The sequence below is a fragment of the Bradyrhizobium xenonodulans genome, from assembly GCF_027594865.1.
Lineage (GTDB): Bacteria > Pseudomonadota > Alphaproteobacteria > Rhizobiales > Xanthobacteraceae > Bradyrhizobium > Bradyrhizobium xenonodulans.
Genome location: NZ_CP089391.1, coordinates 6,321,709 through 6,342,058 on the forward strand (window position 1 = coordinate 6,321,709; position 20,350 = coordinate 6,342,058).

Genomic DNA, 20,350 nt, shown 5'->3' on the forward strand with positions numbered 1-20,350 from the left:
GAGGGGCGCGTGCCATGCTATCCACCATCGCGGACTACACCAGGCTGACCAACGACATGGGCAAGTCGCTGACGCAGGTCGCGACGCAGCCGGATGTCAGCCGCGAGACGGATTATTTCCTCGGCCATATCGGCAACGTGAAGACCATCGACGATTTCCTGAAGGACTATCGCCTCTACTCCTACGCAATGAAGGCCTTTGGTCTCAGCGACATGACCTATGCCAAGGCGTTCATGCGCAAGGTGCTGACCGAGGGCGTCACCGACACCAAGAGCTTCGCCAACAAGCTGACCGACACCCGCTATCGGGAATTCGCCACCGCCTTCAATTTCGCCGCCCTCGGCGACCAGGCAACCCAGACCACCGCGGCCACGACCGGCGTGGCAACCCAATACGTCACGCAGACGATGGAGCAGAAGGCCGGAGATCAGAACGAGGGCCTGCGGCTGGCGCTCTATTTCACCCGCAAGGCCTCCACCGTCACCACGGCCTACCAGATCCTCGCCGACAAGGCGCTGACGCAGGTGGTTCAGACCGCGCTTGGCCTGCCGTCGACGATCAGCGCGGCCGACATCGATGCCCAGGCCAAGATGATCTCGAGCAAGATCAAGCTCACCGATTTCCAGGACCCGGCCAAGGTCACCAAATTCGTGCAGCGCTTCGCGGCGATGTGGGATGCGACCCAGGCCCAGAACGACATCAACAACGGCACCTCGACCAATCCCGCGCTGGTCCTGATCGCCGGTGCCTCGACCTCGATCAGCATGGATACCAACGTGCTCACGACACTTCAGAACATCAAGTTCAACAGGTAAGTCATGCAATCGGCTCTCTATGTGGGATTGTCGGCCCAGGTCGCCCTCGAAAAGCGCCTCCAGACGATCGCCAACAACGTCGCCAACGTGAATACGGCGGCGTTCCGCACCGACGTCGTGAAGTTCGAGACCGTGCTGTCCAAGGCGGGCGCGAACCCGGTCGCGTTCTCCTCGCCCGGCGACAACATCATCTCGCGCGAGCAGGGCAGCATCACCGAGAGCGGCAATCCGCTCGACGTCGCGGTGGTCGGACAGGGCTGGATCGCCTTCGCCGGCCCGAACGGCACGGTCTATACGCGCGACGGCCGCCTCCAGATCGCCCCCAACGGCGATCTCCAGACGGTGTCCGGCTTCCCCGTCATCGATGCCGGCGGCGCGCAGATCACGCTCGACCCGAACGGCGGACCGATCTCGATCGCGCGCAGCGGCGCGATCACCCAGGACAACAACGAGATCGGTTCCATCGGGCTGTTCAACATTCCGGCCGACGCCAGTCTCGACCGCTACGGCAATTCCGGCGTGACGCCCGACCGGCCCGCGACCGCCATCGCCGATTTCTCCCGCGACGGCTTCAAGCAGGGCTATGTCGAGGGCTCCGGCGCCAATCCGATGATGGAATTGACCAAGCTGATCGCGGCCTCGCGCGCCTTCGACGGCACCAATTCGATGATCGAGGGCACCGAGAGCTCGCTCCAGAACGCAATCCGGACGCTGGGCGAGCCGGGCAAATAGACTTGCAAATAGACTGCGCCGCGTGCGCATTGATGGTGGACGGTTTCCTTGAACGCTCTTCGGCAACTCGAGTGGGCGCTGCTGGAGCTTCAGCAGAGCACTCCCCTGGCCAGCGTCAGCGGCGCGATCTCCGAGATCGCGCCGACGCATTTCCGCGTCTCCGGCCTGTCGCGCTTCGTCAGGCTTGGTGAACTGATCGGCGTCAACTCCGGCGGCAAGCCGCAGATCGGCGAGGTGGTGCGGATCGACAGCGAGGGCATCATCGCCAAGCCGTTCGACCGGCAATTCGCCGGCGGCCTCGGCTCGGTCGCCTACCGGATGCCGCCCTTGTCCTTTGCGCCCGATCCGAGCTGGAAGGGCCGCGTCATCAACGCGCTCGGCGCACCGCTGGACGGGCAAGGTCCGCTCACGCCGGGATCGCGCACCGTCTCGGCGGAAGCCGAGGCACCTTCGGCCATGAAGCGCGCGCGCGTCCACAAGCCGCTGCGCACCGGCGTACGCGTGATCGACCTGTTCGCCCCGATTTGCGCCGGCCAGCGCGTCGGCATCTTTGCCGGCTCCGGCGTCGGCAAGTCGACGCTGCTTGCGATGCTGGCCCGCAGCCAGGGCTTTGACACCGTCGTGCTGGCGCTCGTCGGCGAACGCGGCCGCGAGGTACGCGAATTCATCGAGGACGTGCTTGGCGCCAACCGGAGCCGCGCCGTCACCATCGTATCGACGGGAGATGAAAGCCCGATGATGCGGCGGCTGGCGCCGAAGACCGCCATGGCGGTCGCCGAATATTTCCGCGACCGGGGCGAATCAGTCCTGCTGGTGGTCGATTCGATCACCCGTTTCGCCCACGCCGCCCGCGAGGTTGCCCTTGCCGCCGGCGAGCCCGCGGTGGCGCGCGGTTATGCACCGACGGTCTTCACCGACCTGCCCCGCCTCCTGGAGCGCGCCGGCCCCGGCGAGGAGGGATCCGGCACGATCACCGGCATTTTCTCCGTGCTGGTCGATGGCGACGACCACAACGAGCCGATCGCCGACACCATCCGCAGCACACTCGATGGGCACATCGTGCTCTCGAGGCACATCGCCGACCAGGCGCGCTATCCTGCCGTCGACGTTCTGGCCTCGGTTTCCCGTCTCGCCCACAACGTCTGGGACCCCGAAGAACGCGAACTGGTGAGCAAGCTGCGCACCATGATCGCCAAGTACGAGGACACGCGCGACCTTCGCCTGATGGGCGGATATCAGTCGGGACGTGATTCGGGCCTCGACCAGGCCGTCGACCTGGTTCCGCGAATCTACAGCGCGATGCGGCAAGACATGTTGGCCGCGCCAAGCGCCGATCCGTTCCGCGAGTTGCGAGACATGCTCAAGGGCGAGTAGAGCATGATCGGTTCTGATCGAATCAGAACCGAAGCTCCAGGTTTCTTGTTTGACGCGTTTTCTTCACGCGAAGCGGGATCCACTTTGCTCGAAAACGCGCCAGCGGGACGAAATCCCATCGGCGCCCTGCTCATTATTTCATTATTGCGACAGCCGATCACGCATGCCGCCACGCTTCCGGCGCATGCGCATCCGTTGCCACCGCCGTTTCGATCGGGCGCGCGAATCCCCCGTTCGATGGAGGATCGCGCCTCCGAGACGAAAACAGTCCGCCGGACACGTCATCGCCACAACAACCGCCACGTGTAATCCTTACGAGTTCCCTCGACGATTCTCCAAGGGATCGCACAAGTTGTGGACGACGCGCCGTTGCTCGTCGTCGTCATGCACAAGCTTCCATCAATTTGCATCAACGGCAGACAGCGACATGCGTGCAATCAATCTGTAGCCTGATCGTGCGCAAGTAGCTTGTTATGCTGAGTATTGCGATCACCATCATGTGTCTTGGCGAGCGAGATTGTCTTGAACATTACAATCGCATCGAACGACATCCAGTCTCCGAGAGCGTCTCTACTTGATTTTGTTGAGAAGCTCATTCATCGTTTCAATGGAAGAAGAAACGTCTGCGTGTGACTTGAACTTCAGGGGCTACGGTTGAACAATTCCGATCCATCGTCCGGCTGTGACGGCAATTCGGGCTTTCGTTCGACGACGCCACGATTGGCATACCATCATCGACACTGCTTCTCGCGCCGTATCTCGCAGTACCCATCGGTCCAAGTCGGGTGCCGAGCAGCCCGTGCTTTCGCGCGAGAGACGGGCATGGCGTACGCGTCGGACGTTGCAGGTGGTACGGCTTCTCGCGAAGAACGCGCGCGCAGCGGCGGAAGGCGACTTCGGGGCGCCGCAGACGTGATACCCGGAGCAAGGTAGGAATTCATGCCGTTGGCACGCGAGGCCGTCGAGCTGCTGGTTCAGGCGGCCAGAGCCTGGTATTTCGAAGGCAATCAGCACGGGTTGCGCGACCGGGAATGGATGGCGCTGCGCTTTCTCGGCCGCGCCAACAGATTCTCGCGCACGCCGTCGGCGCTCGCCGGCTTCATCGGCGCGACCAGAGCCACCGCGTCGCAGATTGTGAAGACGCTGGAGAGCAGATCTTTCCTGGTGCGAAAGCCCTCGCATGAGGACAAGCGGTCCGTCGTGCTCCACGTCACCACGCAAGGCGAGAAATGCCTGAGCCAGCACGACCCGATCAATCACGTCGTGAATGCGGTGACGTCGCTCGGCACCGACGAGTGCATCAGGCTGCGCGACTCGCTCCGCGAGATCCTCAATCACCTCGACACGGCCCATCAGCGGCTCGACGCCAGCGTCTGCCGCGACTGCATGTTTCTCGCCGAACGCAGTCCCGGCTTCGGCCCGTCCGCTGCAAAGGGGCGCGCAAGCGCCGAGTTCATGTGCCGGCTGTATCGCGCTCCCGTCTCCCTCGAGGAGACGGAACTGCTGTGCACCAGCTTCGAACGCACCCGCGACCGTCCGAAGATCGAGGGGCATTTCGAACGCGCGCGTGTCGCGAGCCAAGGATAAAGCAGGTACAAGGGGTGCGCAACCCGACCGCGCACGCAATTTCCGCGCGATTGCAGTGGCTGGAGCTTGTGTAAAATTTCGCGGTGGTGTGCGTCTCCGGCGACGATGGCTTCGCCATCGAGCAGCGGTGGTGAGAGATCGGGATCCGTAATTTCCACATCGCCATGAACCTGAAAAACGTTCTTCACCAGGTCCAAACCCATCGAGCCAGTCTCCGACATGAACGGCTCCCTTTGTCCGGTTCGACTCAACATCACCAGCCGGGCGATGACGGGGCCGCAGACACACCTTCACATCCTCGCGGCGCATTTCGCCCGAGCTTTGTTTCGTCGGTCCCCCCTCTCTTAGCCAAGAGGGCGCAGGGAAGGCCGGGTGCCAGCTCGCACCCGCGGTCCGCTGCGCGAAGATGGTGCGCAAGAGAACCGCACAGCAGCATACAGGTGTAGCCAATCACTCGGCCTTCCCTGCGCGATGGTCGGACGGCTTATGCCGTGCTCTCCCGGGAGCCGAACTTTCCCTCTGGCCTCCCTCGCCCCGCGAATTTGATGATGCAGTCTGCCCGGTTGGGCTCGCTCGCACCTTCGCGAAGACTTGACCGTAGCAACGACGGCCAGGACCACACGGTTTTGCCGTACGCGCATTCGCCATTTCGCCGCAGGGTTCGACGGCATCGTGCACGTAGCCATCGAAATACGGACGAGACGAACTTGACAGCGCCGCTCATCCGCACGCGGTTTCGGGCTCACAGGGACTACCCGCCCTGCCCGCACCATCTCGTGCCGACGCTGCCGCGTCCACCGCAACCCGGCTCGCGCATCGTGACGACAACATGATCGCCCCTCAAGGATGAGCCGGGATGGCCGACACATACGACAAATCCGAATTTCGGTAAAGCGGAATATTTTTACGAAAGTGGATTGACAGCATCCGGGGTGTTTTGCCCGTCGGGTAGGGTCCCGCAGCCCGAATGGAGCGCAGCGTAATCCGGGCTACGGAGTCCCCTTGTATGCATTATCCCAGTTGCCATCACCCGGCAGTTCGCTTTACATGCCGCCAACCCGCCCTCAGGCCACGGCCGGGGCGCAAAAATCACATGACATTCCACGGGACGAAACATGGCGCGTAACATATTGATTCTCGGGGCCTCCTACGGTTCCCTGCTGGGCACGAAGCTGCTGATGGCAGGGCACAACGTGACCCTGGTCTGCCGTGCCAAGACTGCCGAGCTGATCAACCGCGACGGTACCGAGGTGCGCATCAAGCTGCGCGACGAGGCGGTGCACCGGGCGATCTTCTCGCGCGACCTGCCCGGCAAGCTCGACGCGGTGACGCCCGCCAATGTGGACCTCTCCCGCTACGACATGGTCGGCCTTGCGATGCAGGAGCCGCAATACACCAACCACACCGTGCGCGTTCTCATGGTCAAGATCGCCGCAGCGAAGCTGCCCTGCCTGTCGATCATGAACATGCCGCCGCTGCCTTACCTCAAGCGGATTCCCTCGCTCGCCGGCATGGATCTGGAAGAGGCCTACACCAATGCGCAGGTGTGGGAGCGGTTCGAGCCAGGCCTCGTGACGCTGTGCTCGCCCGACCCGCAGGCCTTCCGTCCGCCGGAAGAAGCCGCGAATGTGCTGCATGTCGGCCTGCCCACCAACTTCAAGGCGTCGGTGTTCGCCGACGAGACGCACAACAAGCTGCTGCGCGAGCTCGAAGCCGACATCGACGCGGTCACCCTCGACGGCCACGACGTGCCGGTGAAGCTGAAAGTGTTCGATTCGCTGTTCGTGCCGCTGGCAAAATGGTCGATGCTGCTGACCGGCAATTACCGCTGCATCACACCGAACGAACCGCAGTCGATCCGCGACGCCGTGCACGGCGACCTCCAGCGCTCGCAGACGATCTACGATCATGTCGACGCGATCGCCCGCCGCCTCGGCGCCGACCCGCAGGATCAGGTGCCGTTCGCGAAATACGCCAAGGCCGCCGAGAGCCTGCTCAAGCCGTCCTCGGCCGCACGCGCGGTGGCGAGCGGCGCGCCCTTCATCGAGCGCGTGGACCTCCTGGTGAAGCTGATCTCGCATCAGCTCGGTACGCCCAATGCCGAGATCGACCGCACGGTCGAGACCGTGGATTTCAAGCTGAACGAGAAGATCGTGCAGGGCGGATCGGGCGCGCAGTAGCGCTCTCGTAGCCCGGATGGAGCGCAGCGCGATCCGGGAACGGTGCCCCCACCGGGCGAGCGGCCCCGGATTACGCTGCGCTCGATTCGAGCTACATTCAATCGCCCCGCGGCAATGTGCGGGAACGACGATCCGCTAACCCCTACGGCCCCGCACTTATACGGCCGTCGAATCCACCGTGGGCAACACATCGTGATTCGCACCGTGGCGCTCGACGCGCAGCGGCCGGGTTGATAAGCCCCTGTCCGCGAATGGTGGGGACTTGAGTCGGGACATGACGGTTGCGATCGAGATGGGGCAGACCACGGCGGGCGCCGCGGCGGCCATGGACCTCGAGGAACTCCTAGCGACCCGTCTCCTGGTGCAGGGCAATTCGGGCTCCGGCAAGTCACATCTCTTGCGGCGGCTGCTGGAGCAGAGCGCGCCCTGGGTGCAGCAGGCCATCATCGACGCCGAAGGCGACTTCGTCACGCTGGCCGAGCGTTTTGGCCATCTGGTGATCGAGGCCGAGGACCACACCGAGCGCGGCCTTCAGGTCGCCGGCGAGCGCGCGCGGCTGCATCGCGTCTCCACCGTGCTCAATCTCGAAGGGCTCGACGCCGAGAACCAGATGCGGCGCGCGGCGGCGTTCCTCGGCGGCCTGTTCGACGTCGACCGCGACCATTGGTACCCGATGCTGGTGGTGGTGGACGAGGCGCAGCTGTTCGCGCCAGCGGTGGCCGGCGAAGTCTCCGACGAGGCGCGAAAGCTCTCGCTCGGCGCGATGACCAATCTGATGTGCCGCGGCCGCAAGCGCGGGCTTGCCGGCATCATCGCGACCCAGCGCCTGGCCAAGCTCGCCAAGAACGTCGCGGCGGAAGCCTCCAACTTCCTGATGGGCCGGACCTTCCTCGACATCGACATGGCGCGCGCCGCCGACCTGCTCGGCATGGAGCGGCGGCAGGCCGAATCCTTTCGCGATCTCGAACGCGGACAGTTCATGGCGCTGGGACCTGCGCTGTCGCGACGCCCGTTGCGTCTGCATATCGGCCCGACCGACACTCACGCGCGCAATTCGACGCCGCGGCTGATGCCGCTGCCGGAATCCACGATGGAGGATATGCGCGCCGTGATCCTGGCCGCGCCGCCGCCCGATGCCAGCCGGCCGCAGCGCCGGCCCGCGCCTGATCTGCTCGAGCAGCTCCGCGCTGCAAAGGCGGCCGCCACGCCGGAGATCCGGCCGGAAGTGGTCGAGGTGCCTGTCAGCGCCGAAAAGCTCGCAGAGCGGCGCGAGCGCGTCGATCGCACCTTGCGCGCCGTGCTCGCCGCGCCCGACGCCGGCTTCCGTGCCGTCGGCGTGCTCTATCAGGAGTTCGTGGTCCGCTGCCGCATCGAGGGGCTCGGGACGGCCGTGCCCGACCTCACCGAATTCCGCCGCATGCTGACGCATGCGCGCGCCGGGCTCGGCACCGATCTCGCCGAGGACGACGCCTGGCAGGACGTGTCGCTGCGCGCCTCGATCCTGCCCGACGACATGCAGGGCGTGTTCATGATGATCGCGCGCGCCGCGAAGGAAGGCTGGCCCTGTCCCGGCGATGCCGCGATCGCCCGTGCCTATGGCTCGCATTCGCTGCGCCGGGCGCAACGCCTGCTCGGCTACATGGAGGAGCAGGGCCTGATCGTCGTCCAGCTCGACGGCGGCGGCCGCCGGATCGTGACGCTGGTGGAATTGGCCTGGGCGACCGCGCCGGGCGATCCCAATGGCGACGATCTGCCGGCGGAGCAGGTCGTGAGCGCGGCGTCGGCCTGAGCCGGCGGATTTAGAACGGGCAGGTCACTCACATTGCCTCGGTTGCATTGATGCCCACGAGCGCATCCGGCGAACGGCGCCCGTCATCCGCAAACATGCGGCGATAGAGCACCACCGAAACCAGCCATGCGATCGCGAACAGCGCGATCACGACCAAGCCGACATTCGCGAGCGACTCGTTGAGGCCATCGACCAGCGACCATACGCCGCCGGTCAGACCAAGCCGGTCGGCGATCAGGCCGAACGCCTCGATGCCGCCGATGAGCAGCGCGACCGCGAGGGAGGCGCCGGTGATGGTGAGGTTGTACCAGAGCTTGCGCAAGGGATCGACGAAGGCCCAGCGATAGGCGCTGACCATCAGCGCGGAATCGGCGGTGTCGACCAGCGCCATGCCGGCTGCGAACAGCGCGGGAAAGACCATGACATCGGCAAGCGATGCGCCGCGCACAGCTTCGCTCGCGGAGATGCTGAGCAGGCCGATCTCGGTCGCGGTGTCGAAGCCGAGGCCGAACAGGAAGCCAAGAGGGTACATATGCCCCGGCTTTGTCACCAGGCGGAACATCGGGCCGAGCAGCCGCGCCAGGACTCCGCGATTGGCGAGCAGTGCATCGAGACCTTCGGCGTCGTGAACGCCCTGCTCGCGCGCCGCGCGGAACGTCCGCCACAGGCCGGCGAAGATGACGAGATTGATCGTCGCGATCACTAGCAAAAACAGCGCCGACACGGAGGTGCCGATCAAGCCGCCGATGTCCTTGAGCAGGCTGCCGCCGCCAAGACTCACCACGCCGAGCGCAAGCAGCATGGTCGCGACCATGACGACCGTGGAATGGCCCAGCGCGAAATACAGACCGACGCCGCGCGGCCCGCCACCCGCATGCATCAGCTTGCGCACGACATTGTCGATCGCGGCGATGTGGTCGGCATCGACGGCGTGACGGAGGCCGAACACCCAGGCCAGCAGCGCGGTCGCCATCACCGTGGGGCGGTCGCCGAATGCCGCGAAGGCCCAGGCCCAGGCAGCGACGTTGGCGGCGATGAGCCCGCCGAACAGCAGCAGCAGTCCGGGCTCGACCGCCCGCAAAGACCATCTCGTCACGCAACCCGTTCCCGTCGTCCGCGCCTCAGGTATGATCTTTCCATAGAATGATCACACCGACCAGTGCAATTCCGGCCGACCGGGACGGGTCTTGCGCAGAGCTAGGCCGCCTCAGACCCACCGAGATAGGCGTCGCGCACCCTGGGATCGTCCTTCAGCGCCCTCGCCGGGCCTGACAGCACGATCTTGCCGGTCTGGAGCACATAGGCTTCGTGTGCGATCTCGAGCGCGAGGCTGGCGTTCTGCTCGACCATGAACACCGACACGCCTTCCTGGTTGATAGTACGGATCAGCTCCAGCACACGGTCGACATAGAGCGGCGACAGACCCATGGTCGGCTCGTCCATCACGATCATGCGCGGACGGCTCATCAGCGCGCGCGCCATCGCGACCATCTGCTGCTCGCCGCCGGAGAGCGAGCCGGCGCGCTGCGACAGCCGCTGACCGAGCTTCGGGAACAGCGTGAGCATCTTGTCGAGATCCTGCGCCACCGCGTCGCGGTCGTTGCGCACGAAGGCACCCATCAGGATGTTCTCGCGCACGCTCATGTCCGCGAACAGCCGCCGCGCCTCCGGTACCGAGGCGATGCCGCGGCGGACGATCTGCGGCGTGGTGAGCCCGATCAACGACGCGCCATCGAATGTCACCTCGCCCGAGCGCGGCTTCACCAGGCCCAGGATGATCTTCATCGTCGTCGACTTGCCGCTGGCATTACCGCCGAGCAGGCAGACGATGTGGCCGCGACCGACCGTGATCGACAGGTCGAAATGCACCTGGGCCTGGCCGTAGAAGGTGTTGACGTCCGAGAGCGCTAGCAGCGGTTCGTGTGTACTTGTCGTCATGCCACGCTCTCCGGCTCCGGCGTCCCCGACAGGCCGTGGCCGAGATAGGCCTCAATCACCTTGGGATCGACACGCACGTCTTCGCCCGGCCCCTCCGCGATCTTCTTGCCCTCGTCCATGACGATGACGCGATCGGAGAGGCGCATCACCATCTCCAGCTTGTGCTCGATCAGGAGGATGGTCAGCCCTTGCGCCTTCAGCTCGGCGACGAGGCCTTGCATCTCCGCGGTCTCGGTCGGGTTCATGCCGGCGGTGGGCTCGTCGAGCAGCAAGAGACGCGGCTTGAGCGCGAGCGCGCGCGCGATCTCGACGCGGCGGCGATTGGCATAGGAGAGGCTGTAGGCGGGCTGGTCGATCCGCGGCAGCAGCCGCTCGCCGAACCGCGCCAAGATGGCTTTCACCTCCTCACGCAGCCGCTCCTCCTCGGCCTTGACGCTTGAAGGGCGCAGCAGTGCGAGGCCCAGCTCCAGCAGTGGGCCGATCACCGGCACCGCCGGCTTCACGGCGCGCAACCGCGTGTGGGCGCCGATCAGAACATTGTCCATGACACTGAGATTGCCGAAGACGCGGCCGAGCTGGAAGGTGCGCGCGATGCCTTCGGCCGCCAGCCGTTCAGGCGAAAGACCCGTGATGTCCTGGCCTTCGAACCGGACGTTGCCGGCATCCGGCCGGTCGAGCCCGGTCACGAGATTGAACAGCGTGGTCTTGCCGGCACCGTTCGGGCCGATGATGCTGATCAGCTCGCCTCTGGCGAGGTCGAGATCGATGGCATTGACCGCGGTCAGGCCGCCGAAGCGGCGCGTCAGCCCGCGCAGGGACAGCATGGAGGACTGCTCCGCCATCAGATCGTCCCCAGCAGGCCCTGCGGCCTGAACCGCACGAGCAGCAGCAGCACGATGCCGTAGATCAGGATGCGGTACTCCGCCGCAATCCGGAACACTTCCGGCAGGCCGACCAGCGCGACAGCCCCAACAATGGCCCCGACGACATTGCCGAGACCGCCGAGGATCACGACCGTCAGCGCCAGAATGGATTGCTGTGTGTTGAAGGTCTCATGGTTGATGTAGGAATAGAGATGCGCCGCGATGCCGCCGCTGACGCCGGCGGCGAAGCCGCCGAAGATGAAGGCCAGCGACTTGTAGCGGTTCAGGCTGAGGCCATAGGCACGCGCGGCAACGTCGTCGTCGCGAATGGCGCGGAAGCTGCGGCCGAGATGGGAGCCGAGCAACCGGCCCTGCAGCAGCGCCAGTACGACCATCACGATGAAACTGAACCAGTAGATCGATGTCGGGCTGATCAGCTCGTAGCCGAACAGCGACAACGGCGGAATGCCGGAGATGCCGATCGGGCCGCGTGTGACGCTTTCCCAATTCAGGATCACCAGCGACACGATCTCGCCGATGGCGAGCGTGGCAATCGAGACATAGTGTCCGCGCAGGCGGAACGACGGCGAGATCAGCGCAGTGCCGAGCGCAGCGCTCATCAGGCCGCCGCCGATGATGGCGAGACCAACGGGCACATTCAATGTCAGCGACAGCAGCGCGGAAGTGTAGGCGCCGATCGCGAGCAGCGCGGCATGTCCGAGCGAGACCTGACCGATCGTGCCCGCAACCAGCGTCAGGCTCAGCGCGAGCATGCCGAGCAGCCAGGCGTTGATCAGGGTCTGGAGCACATAGAACGATACCGGGAACAGCGGCAGGATCGCGAAGATCCCGGCCGCGGCAAGCAGGGCCCAGCGCGGGATGCGCACGGGACGGCTTGGCGCAATGAAGGTGCCGGTGAGAGGCTCGGGCGGCGCCTGCCGCGCGCTGGCGAACAGGCCATTTGGGCGCAGCACGAGCACGACGACCAGCAGCAGGAATGCGAACAGATTGCGATAGCTGGTGCCGAACACGGCGACGCCGTAGCTTTCGACCAGTCCGAGCAACAAGCTCCCGATGACCGCGCCGGGCACGTTGCCGGCGCCGCCGACGACTTCGGCGACGACGCCCTTGAGCGTCGCCTGAAGGCTCATCGCGGTGTCGATCTGGTTGTAGTACATGCCGACCAGCATGCCGGAGACGCCGCCGAGCGCCGCCGCAATGCCGAACACCGCCTGATTGACCCGGTTGACATCGACGCCCATCTGCATCGCGGCGTCGCGGTCCTGCGCGGTGGCGCGCACCGCCCAGCCGAGCTTGGAGTAGCGCAGGAACACGAACAGCAAGAGCGCGCTGGTGAGGCCGACGCCGGCGATGAGCAGATCCAGCGGTCCGATGGTGCCGCCACCGACCTGGAAGCGGACATCCGGCAACTGGCTCGGTAGCGCCCGCGGGTTGGGCGAGAAGGTCAGCATCACCAGCTGGTCGAGCACGAAGCTGATGCCGATGGTCGCGAGCAACGGCGCGATGCGCACGGAGTTCTGCAGCGGACGCAGACCGAACCGCTCGATGATCAGCCCGACGATCGCGGCGGCGACCGCGACCACGACGATGGTGAGCGGCAGCGGCGTATGCAGCTGCACCACCGCGACCCAGCCGATATAGGCCCCGACGAGGTAGATCGAGCCTTGCGCAAAGTTGATCAGCCGGCTGACGCCGAAGATCAGCGCGAGCCCGACCGCAACGAGGGCGTAGACGTTACCGACGATCAGCCCGTTGATGGTGTAGTCGAGCCAGGAAGACACGCAGCGTTCCTACCGAGGAGGGAGATCAGGTCGGCTTGCCGTCCCAGAGCGCGAACTGGCCCTTGCGCACGACGAGCTCGGCATTCATGGCGCCCTTGACGCGGCGGGTCGCGACGTCGAACGTCGCGGTGCCGAAGATCACGCTCGGGACGTCCTTGACCTTGGTGAAGGCATCGCGGATGGCGCGGCGGTCGGTGCCGCCGATCTTCACCACGGCGGCCGCCATGTTCATCGCATCATAGGCGTAGGCGTTGAAGGCATCGGGCTCCTGCCCGTTGTATTTCTTCTTGAAGCCCGTAATGAATTTTTGCACCTCTTGCCGCGGGTCTTCCGGGAAATAGCGCGTGCCGACATGGACCTCCTCGACGGCCTCACCGCCGAGCTCCAGAAACTTCGGCGAGTAGACCGAGCTTGCCGCGCAGATCACCTGCTTCAGCCCGACCTGGCGTGCCTGACGCGCAATCAGCGCGCCGTCGGAATAATAGGAGATCAGGATCAGACCGTCCGGATTGGCATCGCGCACGCGCACCAAGGTGGAGCGGAAGTCGCGCTCTTCGGCGATATAGCCCTCGGTGACCGCGATCTCCGCGCCATATTCCTTGGCGGCGTTGACGAAATAGTCGCGGCTGGTGCGCCCCCAATCGGTGTTGAGGTGCAGCACGGCGAGCTTCTTCAGGTTGAGGCGCCTCACGGCATAGGACGCCAGCAACGGCTGCTCGTCGGCCTGGCTGACCGACGTGCTCCACATGAAGTCGCCGCCCTTGGTGAAGTCGGGGTGCGAGTTGGTGAAGCCGAACTGCACCAGACCCGCGCGCTGATAGATTGGGGATGCCGCCATCGAGGCCGGACTGGAGAAGTCGCCGAGCTCCAGCACGATGCGGGGATCGGACACGAATTTCTGCGCGATCGCCACCGACTGGCGCGGATCGCTCTGGCTGTCCTCGAAATTGTAGGCGAGCTTGCGGCCGTTGATGCCGCCGGCCGCCAGGATTTCGTCGAGCGCGAGATCAAAGCCCTGCTTCCACTGCGTGCCATATTGCGCGTTCGGCCCGGTCAGGGGACCGCTGACGCCGAGCAGGATTGGCTCGGACGATTGCGCGAAGGCGGCACGCGCGGCTGCGCCGGCCATCACGGCGGCGAGCGAGCTCTTGATCAGGCTACGGCGATCGATGTTGCTCATGAAAGGCTCCATCCACTCAGGTGTTGAAACAAAGCAGCAATTCTTGTGCCGGTGAGATTGCCTATGTCGAGGGCTCACCGAGCGACAGCATCAGACGGTTCGCCCAGTTGAAGAACGCGGCGCCGTTGATGACGTCGACGATCTCGGCATCGTCGAGGCCTGCACGGCGCAGTTCCTCGATATTGTCAGGGCCGAAGGCAATCGGCGTCGCGGCCAGCGCGACGGAGGCCTTGACGACGGCATTCCAGCGCTCGCCGAGATCGGCCTTGACACCTTCGTCGAGCAGGCGCTGCACGTCGTCGCGGCGCTTGGAATAGGTGCTGGCGAAGCGCGCATGCACCGAGGCGCAGTAGATGCAGCCGTTGTAGCGCGAGGTCGCCGCGGCCGCGAGCTCGCGCTCGGCGCGCGGCAGGCCGTCCGCGACGTTGTAGAAGATGTCCTTGTCGGTCTTGGTGCGGGCCTCAAGGACTTCAGGGTCGCGCACCAGCAGGCGAAAATATTCCGACTTGGCGCGGGCGCGATCGACGAGGCCGGCGTAATGCCGCTCGGTCAGCTCGGCCTCGGGCAGCGGCTCGATCCATGACACCCAGCCGAGTTCATCCTGGGTAAAGACGACGGGCGGATTGACGGTGGCGCTCATGATGCAGCCTCCTCTTATGCGTTCGCGGCGGCGAGCGTGCGCAAGCCGCTGACGACCCGCACCTGGAACGACAGGAACGCGACGAGCTGGGAGAAGGTGACGATGCCGGTGTCCGACCAGCCGGCGGCGAGCAGCGCCTTCATGTCGGCGGACGCGGCATCGCGCGGGCGGAATACCAGCAGATGCGCATGCTCGAGCGCGGCGACGAGCCTGATGCCGAGAGCGGACTTGCTTGCCGCGCTGACGCGATAGATCAGGCCGGCGGTGTTCTCGACCGACAGCGGACCGGCCGGATACGAACCATACGGACCCGAGGTCCTGCCCCGCGCGATCTCAGCGTCGATCGCTTCCAACAGGCGCGCGCCGTCCGCATTCGCGGCAAGCTTCTCGCGATAGAAGGTGGCAACGGGCGACTCTCCGTGGAGCCCGGTCACGAAAGCCGCGACCGCCGCGCGCTCGGCGAGCGAGAAATCACCCGTGTCGACCGGCTCGAACAGCGAGAGATAGCTCTTCTGTGCATTCTCGCGCGCCTGAATGCGACGGGCGCGGATGGCGTCCAGCGCCGAGCCCGGCTCGATCCCGGCGAGCGTGTCGATGATATCCGTTGGCGCCATGATTCAGCCTCGTGCAATCACATTCATCTCGACTAGCCTGCCAGCGCCACGTCGGGCGCCGTCCTGGTCCAGCCCAGCGCCGGCGCGACCTTCTCGGCGACGAGCTCGATCGAGCGCAGGATATAGGGGTGCGGCGCATCGACCGAATGCGCCTGGAAGACGAGATCAGTGATCCGTTCCAGCGTCGCGTCGGCACGGAGCGAGGCGACGACGGCGTCGGCCGCGCCGACATGCGTATCGAACGCCGTGATCATCTCCTCCAGCGTCTCGCCCGGGGGAAGGTGACCGCCCTTCATGAATTGCGGAAGCGCGCGCCGCAATCCAATGTCCGCAAGCCGCATGGCCTCGACATGGTCGTCGGCGACGAAGACGCTGCGCGAGGCCATGATGCGGGGCTCGGCGCCCTTGGGCAGCGCTGCGAGATAGGCATCGATGATGGGGTTCTGGATTTCGGCGAGCGTCGCCGCCGGCGCCTCCTTGGTCCGCGGCTGGGTGCGCGACAGCAGCAAGCCGTCGCCAGCCTTGCCCGCGCGCGCGCCGCCGGCGACCGAGAAGGTTGCCTGCCAGATCCGACCGTCGAGTTGCGGCCGCTGCGGATAGAGCGTATCGCCGCCGTCGAGCGGCTTGCCGGTCAGCGCGGCGCGGACGATCTCCAGGTTGCGGGCGAAAATCTCGTTGCGCTGGGTGCTGTCGAGGCCGAAGGCGGCGAAGGCCGACGGGTTGCCGCCGGTGCCGACGCCGAGCTCGAAGCGGCCGTTGCAGATGAGATCGAGCACCGCGGCGTCCTCGGCCACCCGCACCGCATTTTCCAGCGGCAGCGTCACGATGCCGGTGCCGAGGCGGATGCGCGAGGTCTGGGCTGCGACATAGCCGAGAAAGGTGAAGGGCGATGGAAGGCCGCCCTCGCGCTCGTGGAAATGATGCTGCGCGATCCACGCGGAATCGAGGCCCGCCTTTTCGGCGCGCACGATCTGCTCGGCGGCGAAGCGGTAGCGCTCGGCCGGCGGGGCCTCGTCGAGCAGCCGCGTGAAGAATCCCAGTCGTTTCAGGTTTGCAAAGCGCTTCATACGACCCCTGTCGGGTGAGGATGGGCCCCGATGATGTCGGTTGCCGCGGCTCCAGACAAGCGGGCATTGCGCAAGGCTCATATCCAAGATTCCTGCGCAAGGCTGCCCGTCGGGATCACCCCCGCGCTGGACTAAGGCTGGGCAGTTTGCCTACCAGCTCGGCAGCACCGCGCCCTTGAACTTGGTCAGGACGAACTCCTTCACCTCAGGCGTGTGATAGCTGTCCACCAGCAACTTGACCCAGGGCTTGTCCTTGTCCGCGGTGCGAACCGCGATCAAATTGACATAGGGGCCCTTCGGGTCCTCGCGCAGGATCGGGTCCTTGACCGGATCGAGGCCCGCCTGGGTTGCGTAATTGGTGTTGATCGCGGCGGCGTCGACGTCGTCGAGCGCGCGCGGCGCCTGCGCCGCGTCGACCTCGATGAACTTCAGCTTCTTCGGATTCTCGGTGATGTCGAGCACCGTCGGCTTGAAGCCGGTGCCGTCCTTCAGCTTGATCACGCCCTTGTCGCGCAGCAGCAGCAGAACGCGGCCGCCATTGGTCGGATCGTTCGGGATCGAGACCTTGCCGCCCTCGGGAATGTCGGCGAAGGCCTTGTGCTTCTTCGAATAGACGCCGATCGGGAAGTTCACGGTGAGTCCGACGGCCTCGATCTTGTAGCCGCGGTCGGCCTTCTGGTTGTCGAGGTAAGGCTGGTTCTGGAACGAATTGGCCTGGATCTCGCCGGCATCGAGCGCGGCGTTCGGCACGACATAGTCGGAGAATTCGAGAAGCTGGATGTCGAGGCCGTTCTTCGCCGCGATCGGCTTCACCGCCTCGAGGATCTGCGCATGCGGACCCGGCGTCACGCCGATCTTGATGGTCTCGGCGGAGGCTGCTGCCGACCAGGCGGCGAGCACGGCCGAAAGGATCAGGGGAAAGCGAAACGACATCTGTGGTCTCCAAAGTCTGCAATGACTGGAACCGTATTCGCTTCTCCGCCGGGCGAAATCAATGAAATTGAAATCCATATTTTCCGGCTGGCGCGGACGACGCTTCTCCGTTCGATCGGATGTGGGGAACGAACGCGCCCGCGCAAGCGTGAGGCGCATCACGGCATGGTGGCGCCCGCGGCGCGAGATTGCCAGGCACGACCAGCCAGGAGTTTCGCCATGACCACTCTCGCCGCTCCCAAGCCCACCAGCCGGAACCGCCTCGAATGCTTCGTGCTCTATGCCGTGCTCCAGGGCCTGCCGATCTATTCCGGCGTCGCGCTGATGATCAAGCTGATCAATGCGTCCGAATTCGCCGGCGAGCCGTTCGGCGCCGCCATCTTCATTGCGATGCTGATGATCTTCCACGGCCTCGTGACGCCCGGGCTCGGGCCGAGATTTCCGCACTTCTTCAGGCATAATTTCGAGCCGCTGTTCGCCGATCCGGCGCTGTCCTTCTCCGAGAAGGTCTCGCGCTGGCTGGCGCAACCGAAGACGGCCCTGCAGTTGCTGAGCAACGCGTTGCTGCTGTCGGTGCTGGCGGTCGGCGTCGCCAGCATCCAGTGATGCATTGGGCTCACCAAGGGCTCATGTGTGGCAATTTGCCGGCGGCTGCAATCAATCTCCGGCCGGGGCAACATCGCGAAACTTGATGCGCCGGCAGCGGGCGGGGTAGCGTTCGCTCGCGGCCTTAGAACTTCCCCAAGTTCACCCAAGTTCGCACCGGATCGCCGCCCGGGTCTCTCGGGCGGCGGTCCGGATCCTTGCCCACCGGGCCTTCCTCATCTCGTCATTTCGTCGCATGGCTTTGCCGCATGGCCGGCATTGCCGGCTCGCCCGTCATGAAACATGATGGGTGGCCGTTGACGACTTGTCTTCGAGGTGGAGGCCATCCGATGAACGAAAACGAAATCCGTGAACGCATCGCAGAGGTGAAGCAAGGCACGCTGACGCGGCGCTCGTTCATCCGGACCATGGCGGCGGCGGGGATCGCAGCCCCGATCGCGAGCCAGATCCTGCTCTGGAACGACGTCGCGATGGCGGATGCCACGCTCGCGTACAAGCCGACCAAGGCCGGCGGCGGCGGCGCGCTGAAGATCCTGCTGTGGCAGGCCCCGACCCTGCTCAATCCGCATTTCGCGCTCGGCACCAAGGACCAGATCGCCTCGCGCATCTTCTTCGAGCCGCTCGCCGGCTGGGACAGGGACGGCAACCTCGTCCCCTGCCTCGCAGCCGAGATCCCGACCAAGGCGAACGGCGGCCTCTCCGCGGACGGCATGAGCGTGATCTGGAAGCTGAAGCAGGGCGTGAAATGGCATGACGGCAAGCCCTTCACCGCCGACGACGTCGTCTTCACCTGGCAGTACGCCGCGGATCTCGCGACCGCGGCCTTCACCACGGGATCCTACAAGGACATCACGGTCGAGAAGATCGACGATAACACCGTCAAGCTGATCTTCAAGGCGCCGACGCCGTTCTGGGCCGACCCGTTCGTTGGCGGCCAGGTCGGCCAGATCCTGCCGAAGCATCATTTCGGCGATTATATCGGCGCCAAGTCGCGCGAGGCGCCGGGCAATCTGAAGCCGGTCGGCACCGGCCCGTACAAGTTCGTCGAGTTCAAGCCGGGCGACATGATCCGGGCCGAACGCAACCCCGATTATCACGTCAAGAACCAGCCGCACTTCGACACGGTCGAGGTCAAGGGCGGCGGCGATGCGGTGTCCGCGGCGCGCGCCGTGCTGCAGACCGGCGAATACGACTTTGCCTGGAACATGCAGGTGGAGGAGGAGGTCCTCAAGCGCATGGAGGCGGGCGGCAAGGGCAAGCTCGACATCACGCCGTCCGGAAACGTCGAGTTCATCATCCTCAACACGACGGACCCGTGGACCGAGATCGACGGTGAGCGCTCCAGCGTCAAGTCCAAGCACCCGACGCTGTCCGATCCCGCGGTGCGCCGCGCGATCAACCTGCTGATCGATCGCGATTCGATCCAGAAATTCATCTACGGCCGCGGCGGCATCGCAACAGCGAGCTTCGTCAACGCGCCCAAGCAGTTCAAGTCGCCCAAGCTCAAATACGAGTTCGACGTCGACAAGGCGAGCAAGATCCTCGACGAAGCCGGCTGGACCAGGGGCGCGGACGGCATCCGCGAGAAGGACGGCAAGAAGCTCAAATACGTGTTCCAGACCTCGACCAACGCCCCGCGCCAGAAGACGCAGGCCATCATCAAGCAGGCCTGCCAGAAGGCCGGCATCGAGATCGAGGTCAAGGCGGTCACCGCATCGGTGTTCTTCTCCTCCGACGTCGGCAACCCCGACACCTACTCGAAATTCTATGCCGACATCGAGATGTACAACACCACGCAGCCGCAACCCGACCCCGAGCGCTTGCTGAACCAGTGCGTCTCCTGGGAGATCGCGACCAAGGACAACAAATGGCTGGGCCGCAACAACTCGCGCTATTCCGATCCCGAAGCCGACAAGGCGTACAAGGCCGCGCAACACGAGCTCGATCCGGTCAAGCGCGCCGCGCTGCTGATGAAGGTCGACGAGATCTTCTGCGACGCCCACGTGCTCCTGCCGCTGCTCTCACGCCCCATCGTCAACGCCGCCGTCAACAACCTCATGATCGACATGTCGGGCTGGGACACCATCACGTGGAATCTGGCGGCGTGGTATCGGGCCTGAGGGGAGCTCGGCGAGCGCTGTCTCACGGCCGTCATTGCTTGGGGCACTCTCTTGTCCCGGACAAGCTGCAACGCGTAAGCTTTGTGGCGCAGAGCCAGGCCCCAGTAGGG

18 protein-coding genes are annotated in these 20,350 nt (G+C 65.1%); 9 read left to right on the top strand and 9 right to left on the bottom strand.

Going from position 1 to position 20,350, the window contains the following annotated elements:
- Positions 1 to 14: 14 nt before the first annotated feature.
- The 7 genes from I3J27_RS30030 (at position 15) to I3J27_RS30060 (ending at position 8,477) form a co-directional block, all read left to right on the top strand.
- Positions 15 to 815, top strand: coding sequence for a DUF1217 domain-containing protein (locus I3J27_RS30030; protein ID WP_270162489.1), 801 nt, complete (start codon positions 15 to 17; stop codon positions 813 to 815).
- Between the two features lie 3 nt (positions 816 to 818).
- Positions 819 to 1,547 (top strand): flagellar basal-body rod protein FlgF, encoded by a 729-nt coding sequence (gene flgF / locus I3J27_RS30035; RefSeq protein ID WP_270162490.1) that lies wholly within the window; start codon positions 819 to 821, stop codon positions 1,545 to 1,547.
- A 48-nt stretch (positions 1,548 to 1,595) separates the two neighbouring features.
- On the top strand, positions 1,596 to 2,921 hold the full coding sequence (gene fliI, locus I3J27_RS30040; RefSeq protein WP_270162491.1) for a flagellar protein export ATPase FliI: 1,326 nt from the start codon (positions 1,596 to 1,598) through the stop codon (positions 2,919 to 2,921).
- Between the two features lie 3 nt (positions 2,922 to 2,924).
- Positions 2,925 to 3,230, top strand: a complete 306-nt coding sequence (locus I3J27_RS30045) for a hypothetical protein (protein ID WP_270162492.1) — start codon at positions 2,925 to 2,927, stop codon at positions 3,228 to 3,230.
- A gap of 630 nt (positions 3,231 to 3,860) precedes the next feature.
- A complete protein-coding gene (locus tag I3J27_RS30050) occupies positions 3,861 to 4,508 on the top strand; it encodes a MarR family winged helix-turn-helix transcriptional regulator (RefSeq protein WP_270162493.1) in 648 nt (215 codons plus the stop codon).
- A gap of 1,115 nt (positions 4,509 to 5,623) precedes the next feature.
- On the top strand, positions 5,624 to 6,688 hold the full coding sequence (locus I3J27_RS30055) for a ketopantoate reductase family protein (protein ID WP_270162494.1): 1,065 nt from the start codon (positions 5,624 to 5,626) through the stop codon (positions 6,686 to 6,688).
- A 274-nt stretch (positions 6,689 to 6,962) separates the two neighbouring features.
- Entirely contained in the window at positions 6,963 to 8,477 is a 1,515-nt protein-coding gene (locus tag I3J27_RS30060; protein WP_270162495.1) for a helicase HerA domain-containing protein, read from the top strand.
- A gap of 28 nt (positions 8,478 to 8,505) precedes the next feature.
- Here the strand turns inward: I3J27_RS30060 and I3J27_RS30065 are convergent, their stop codons facing one another.
- The 9 genes from I3J27_RS30065 to I3J27_RS30105 form a co-directional block, all read right to left on the bottom strand.
- A complete protein-coding gene (locus I3J27_RS30065) occupies positions 8,506 to 9,573 on the bottom strand; it encodes a HoxN/HupN/NixA family nickel/cobalt transporter (RefSeq protein ID WP_270162496.1) in 1,068 nt (355 codons plus the stop codon).
- Positions 9,574 to 9,674: 101 nt separating this feature from the next.
- Complete coding sequence (locus tag I3J27_RS30070; RefSeq protein ID WP_270162497.1) at positions 9,675 to 10,415, bottom strand: ABC transporter ATP-binding protein; 741 nt, start codon at positions 10,413 to 10,415, stop codon at positions 9,675 to 9,677.
- Positions 10,412 to 11,257, bottom strand: coding sequence for an ABC transporter ATP-binding protein (locus I3J27_RS30075; protein ID WP_270162498.1), 846 nt, complete (start codon positions 11,255 to 11,257; stop codon positions 10,412 to 10,414). Before I3J27_RS30075 ends, I3J27_RS30070 begins: the two co-directional genes overlap by 4 nt.
- Complete coding sequence (locus tag I3J27_RS30080; protein ID WP_270162499.1) at positions 11,257 to 13,080, bottom strand: ABC transporter permease; 1,824 nt, start codon at positions 13,078 to 13,080, stop codon at positions 11,257 to 11,259. The genes I3J27_RS30075 and I3J27_RS30080 overlap by 1 nt, the downstream gene beginning before the upstream one ends.
- 25 nt (positions 13,081 to 13,105) lie before the next feature.
- On the bottom strand, positions 13,106 to 14,260 hold the full coding sequence (locus tag I3J27_RS30085; RefSeq protein ID WP_270162500.1) for an ABC transporter substrate-binding protein: 1,155 nt from the start codon (positions 14,258 to 14,260) through the stop codon (positions 13,106 to 13,108).
- A gap of 61 nt (positions 14,261 to 14,321) precedes the next feature.
- Complete coding sequence (locus I3J27_RS30090) at positions 14,322 to 14,900, bottom strand: alkylhydroperoxidase domain protein (RefSeq protein WP_270162501.1); 579 nt, start codon at positions 14,898 to 14,900, stop codon at positions 14,322 to 14,324.
- Between the two features lie 14 nt (positions 14,901 to 14,914).
- Positions 14,915 to 15,514, bottom strand: a complete 600-nt coding sequence (locus tag I3J27_RS30095) for a CMD domain protein (protein ID WP_270162502.1) — start codon at positions 15,512 to 15,514, stop codon at positions 14,915 to 14,917.
- Positions 15,515 to 15,546: 32 nt separating this feature from the next.
- Positions 15,547 to 16,581 (bottom strand): putative FMN-dependent luciferase-like monooxygenase, encoded by a 1,035-nt coding sequence (locus I3J27_RS30100; protein WP_270162503.1) that lies wholly within the window; start codon positions 16,579 to 16,581, stop codon positions 15,547 to 15,549.
- A 150-nt stretch (positions 16,582 to 16,731) separates the two neighbouring features.
- The gene (locus I3J27_RS30105) at positions 16,732 to 17,514 is read right to left on the bottom strand and encodes a MetQ/NlpA family ABC transporter substrate-binding protein (protein ID WP_270162504.1); all 783 of its coding nucleotides are present in this window, start codon (positions 17,512 to 17,514) and stop codon (positions 16,732 to 16,734) included.
- A gap of 219 nt (positions 17,515 to 17,733) precedes the next feature.
- Between I3J27_RS30105 and I3J27_RS30110 the strand changes: the two genes are divergently transcribed.
- Entirely contained in the window at positions 17,734 to 18,120 is a 387-nt protein-coding gene (locus I3J27_RS30110; protein WP_270162505.1) for a hypothetical protein, read from the top strand.
- A 329-nt stretch (positions 18,121 to 18,449) separates the two neighbouring features.
- Positions 18,450 to 20,240, top strand: coding sequence for a peptide ABC transporter substrate-binding protein (locus I3J27_RS30115; RefSeq protein ID WP_270162506.1), 1,791 nt, complete (start codon positions 18,450 to 18,452; stop codon positions 20,238 to 20,240).
- Positions 20,241 to 20,350: the final 110 nt, after the last annotated feature.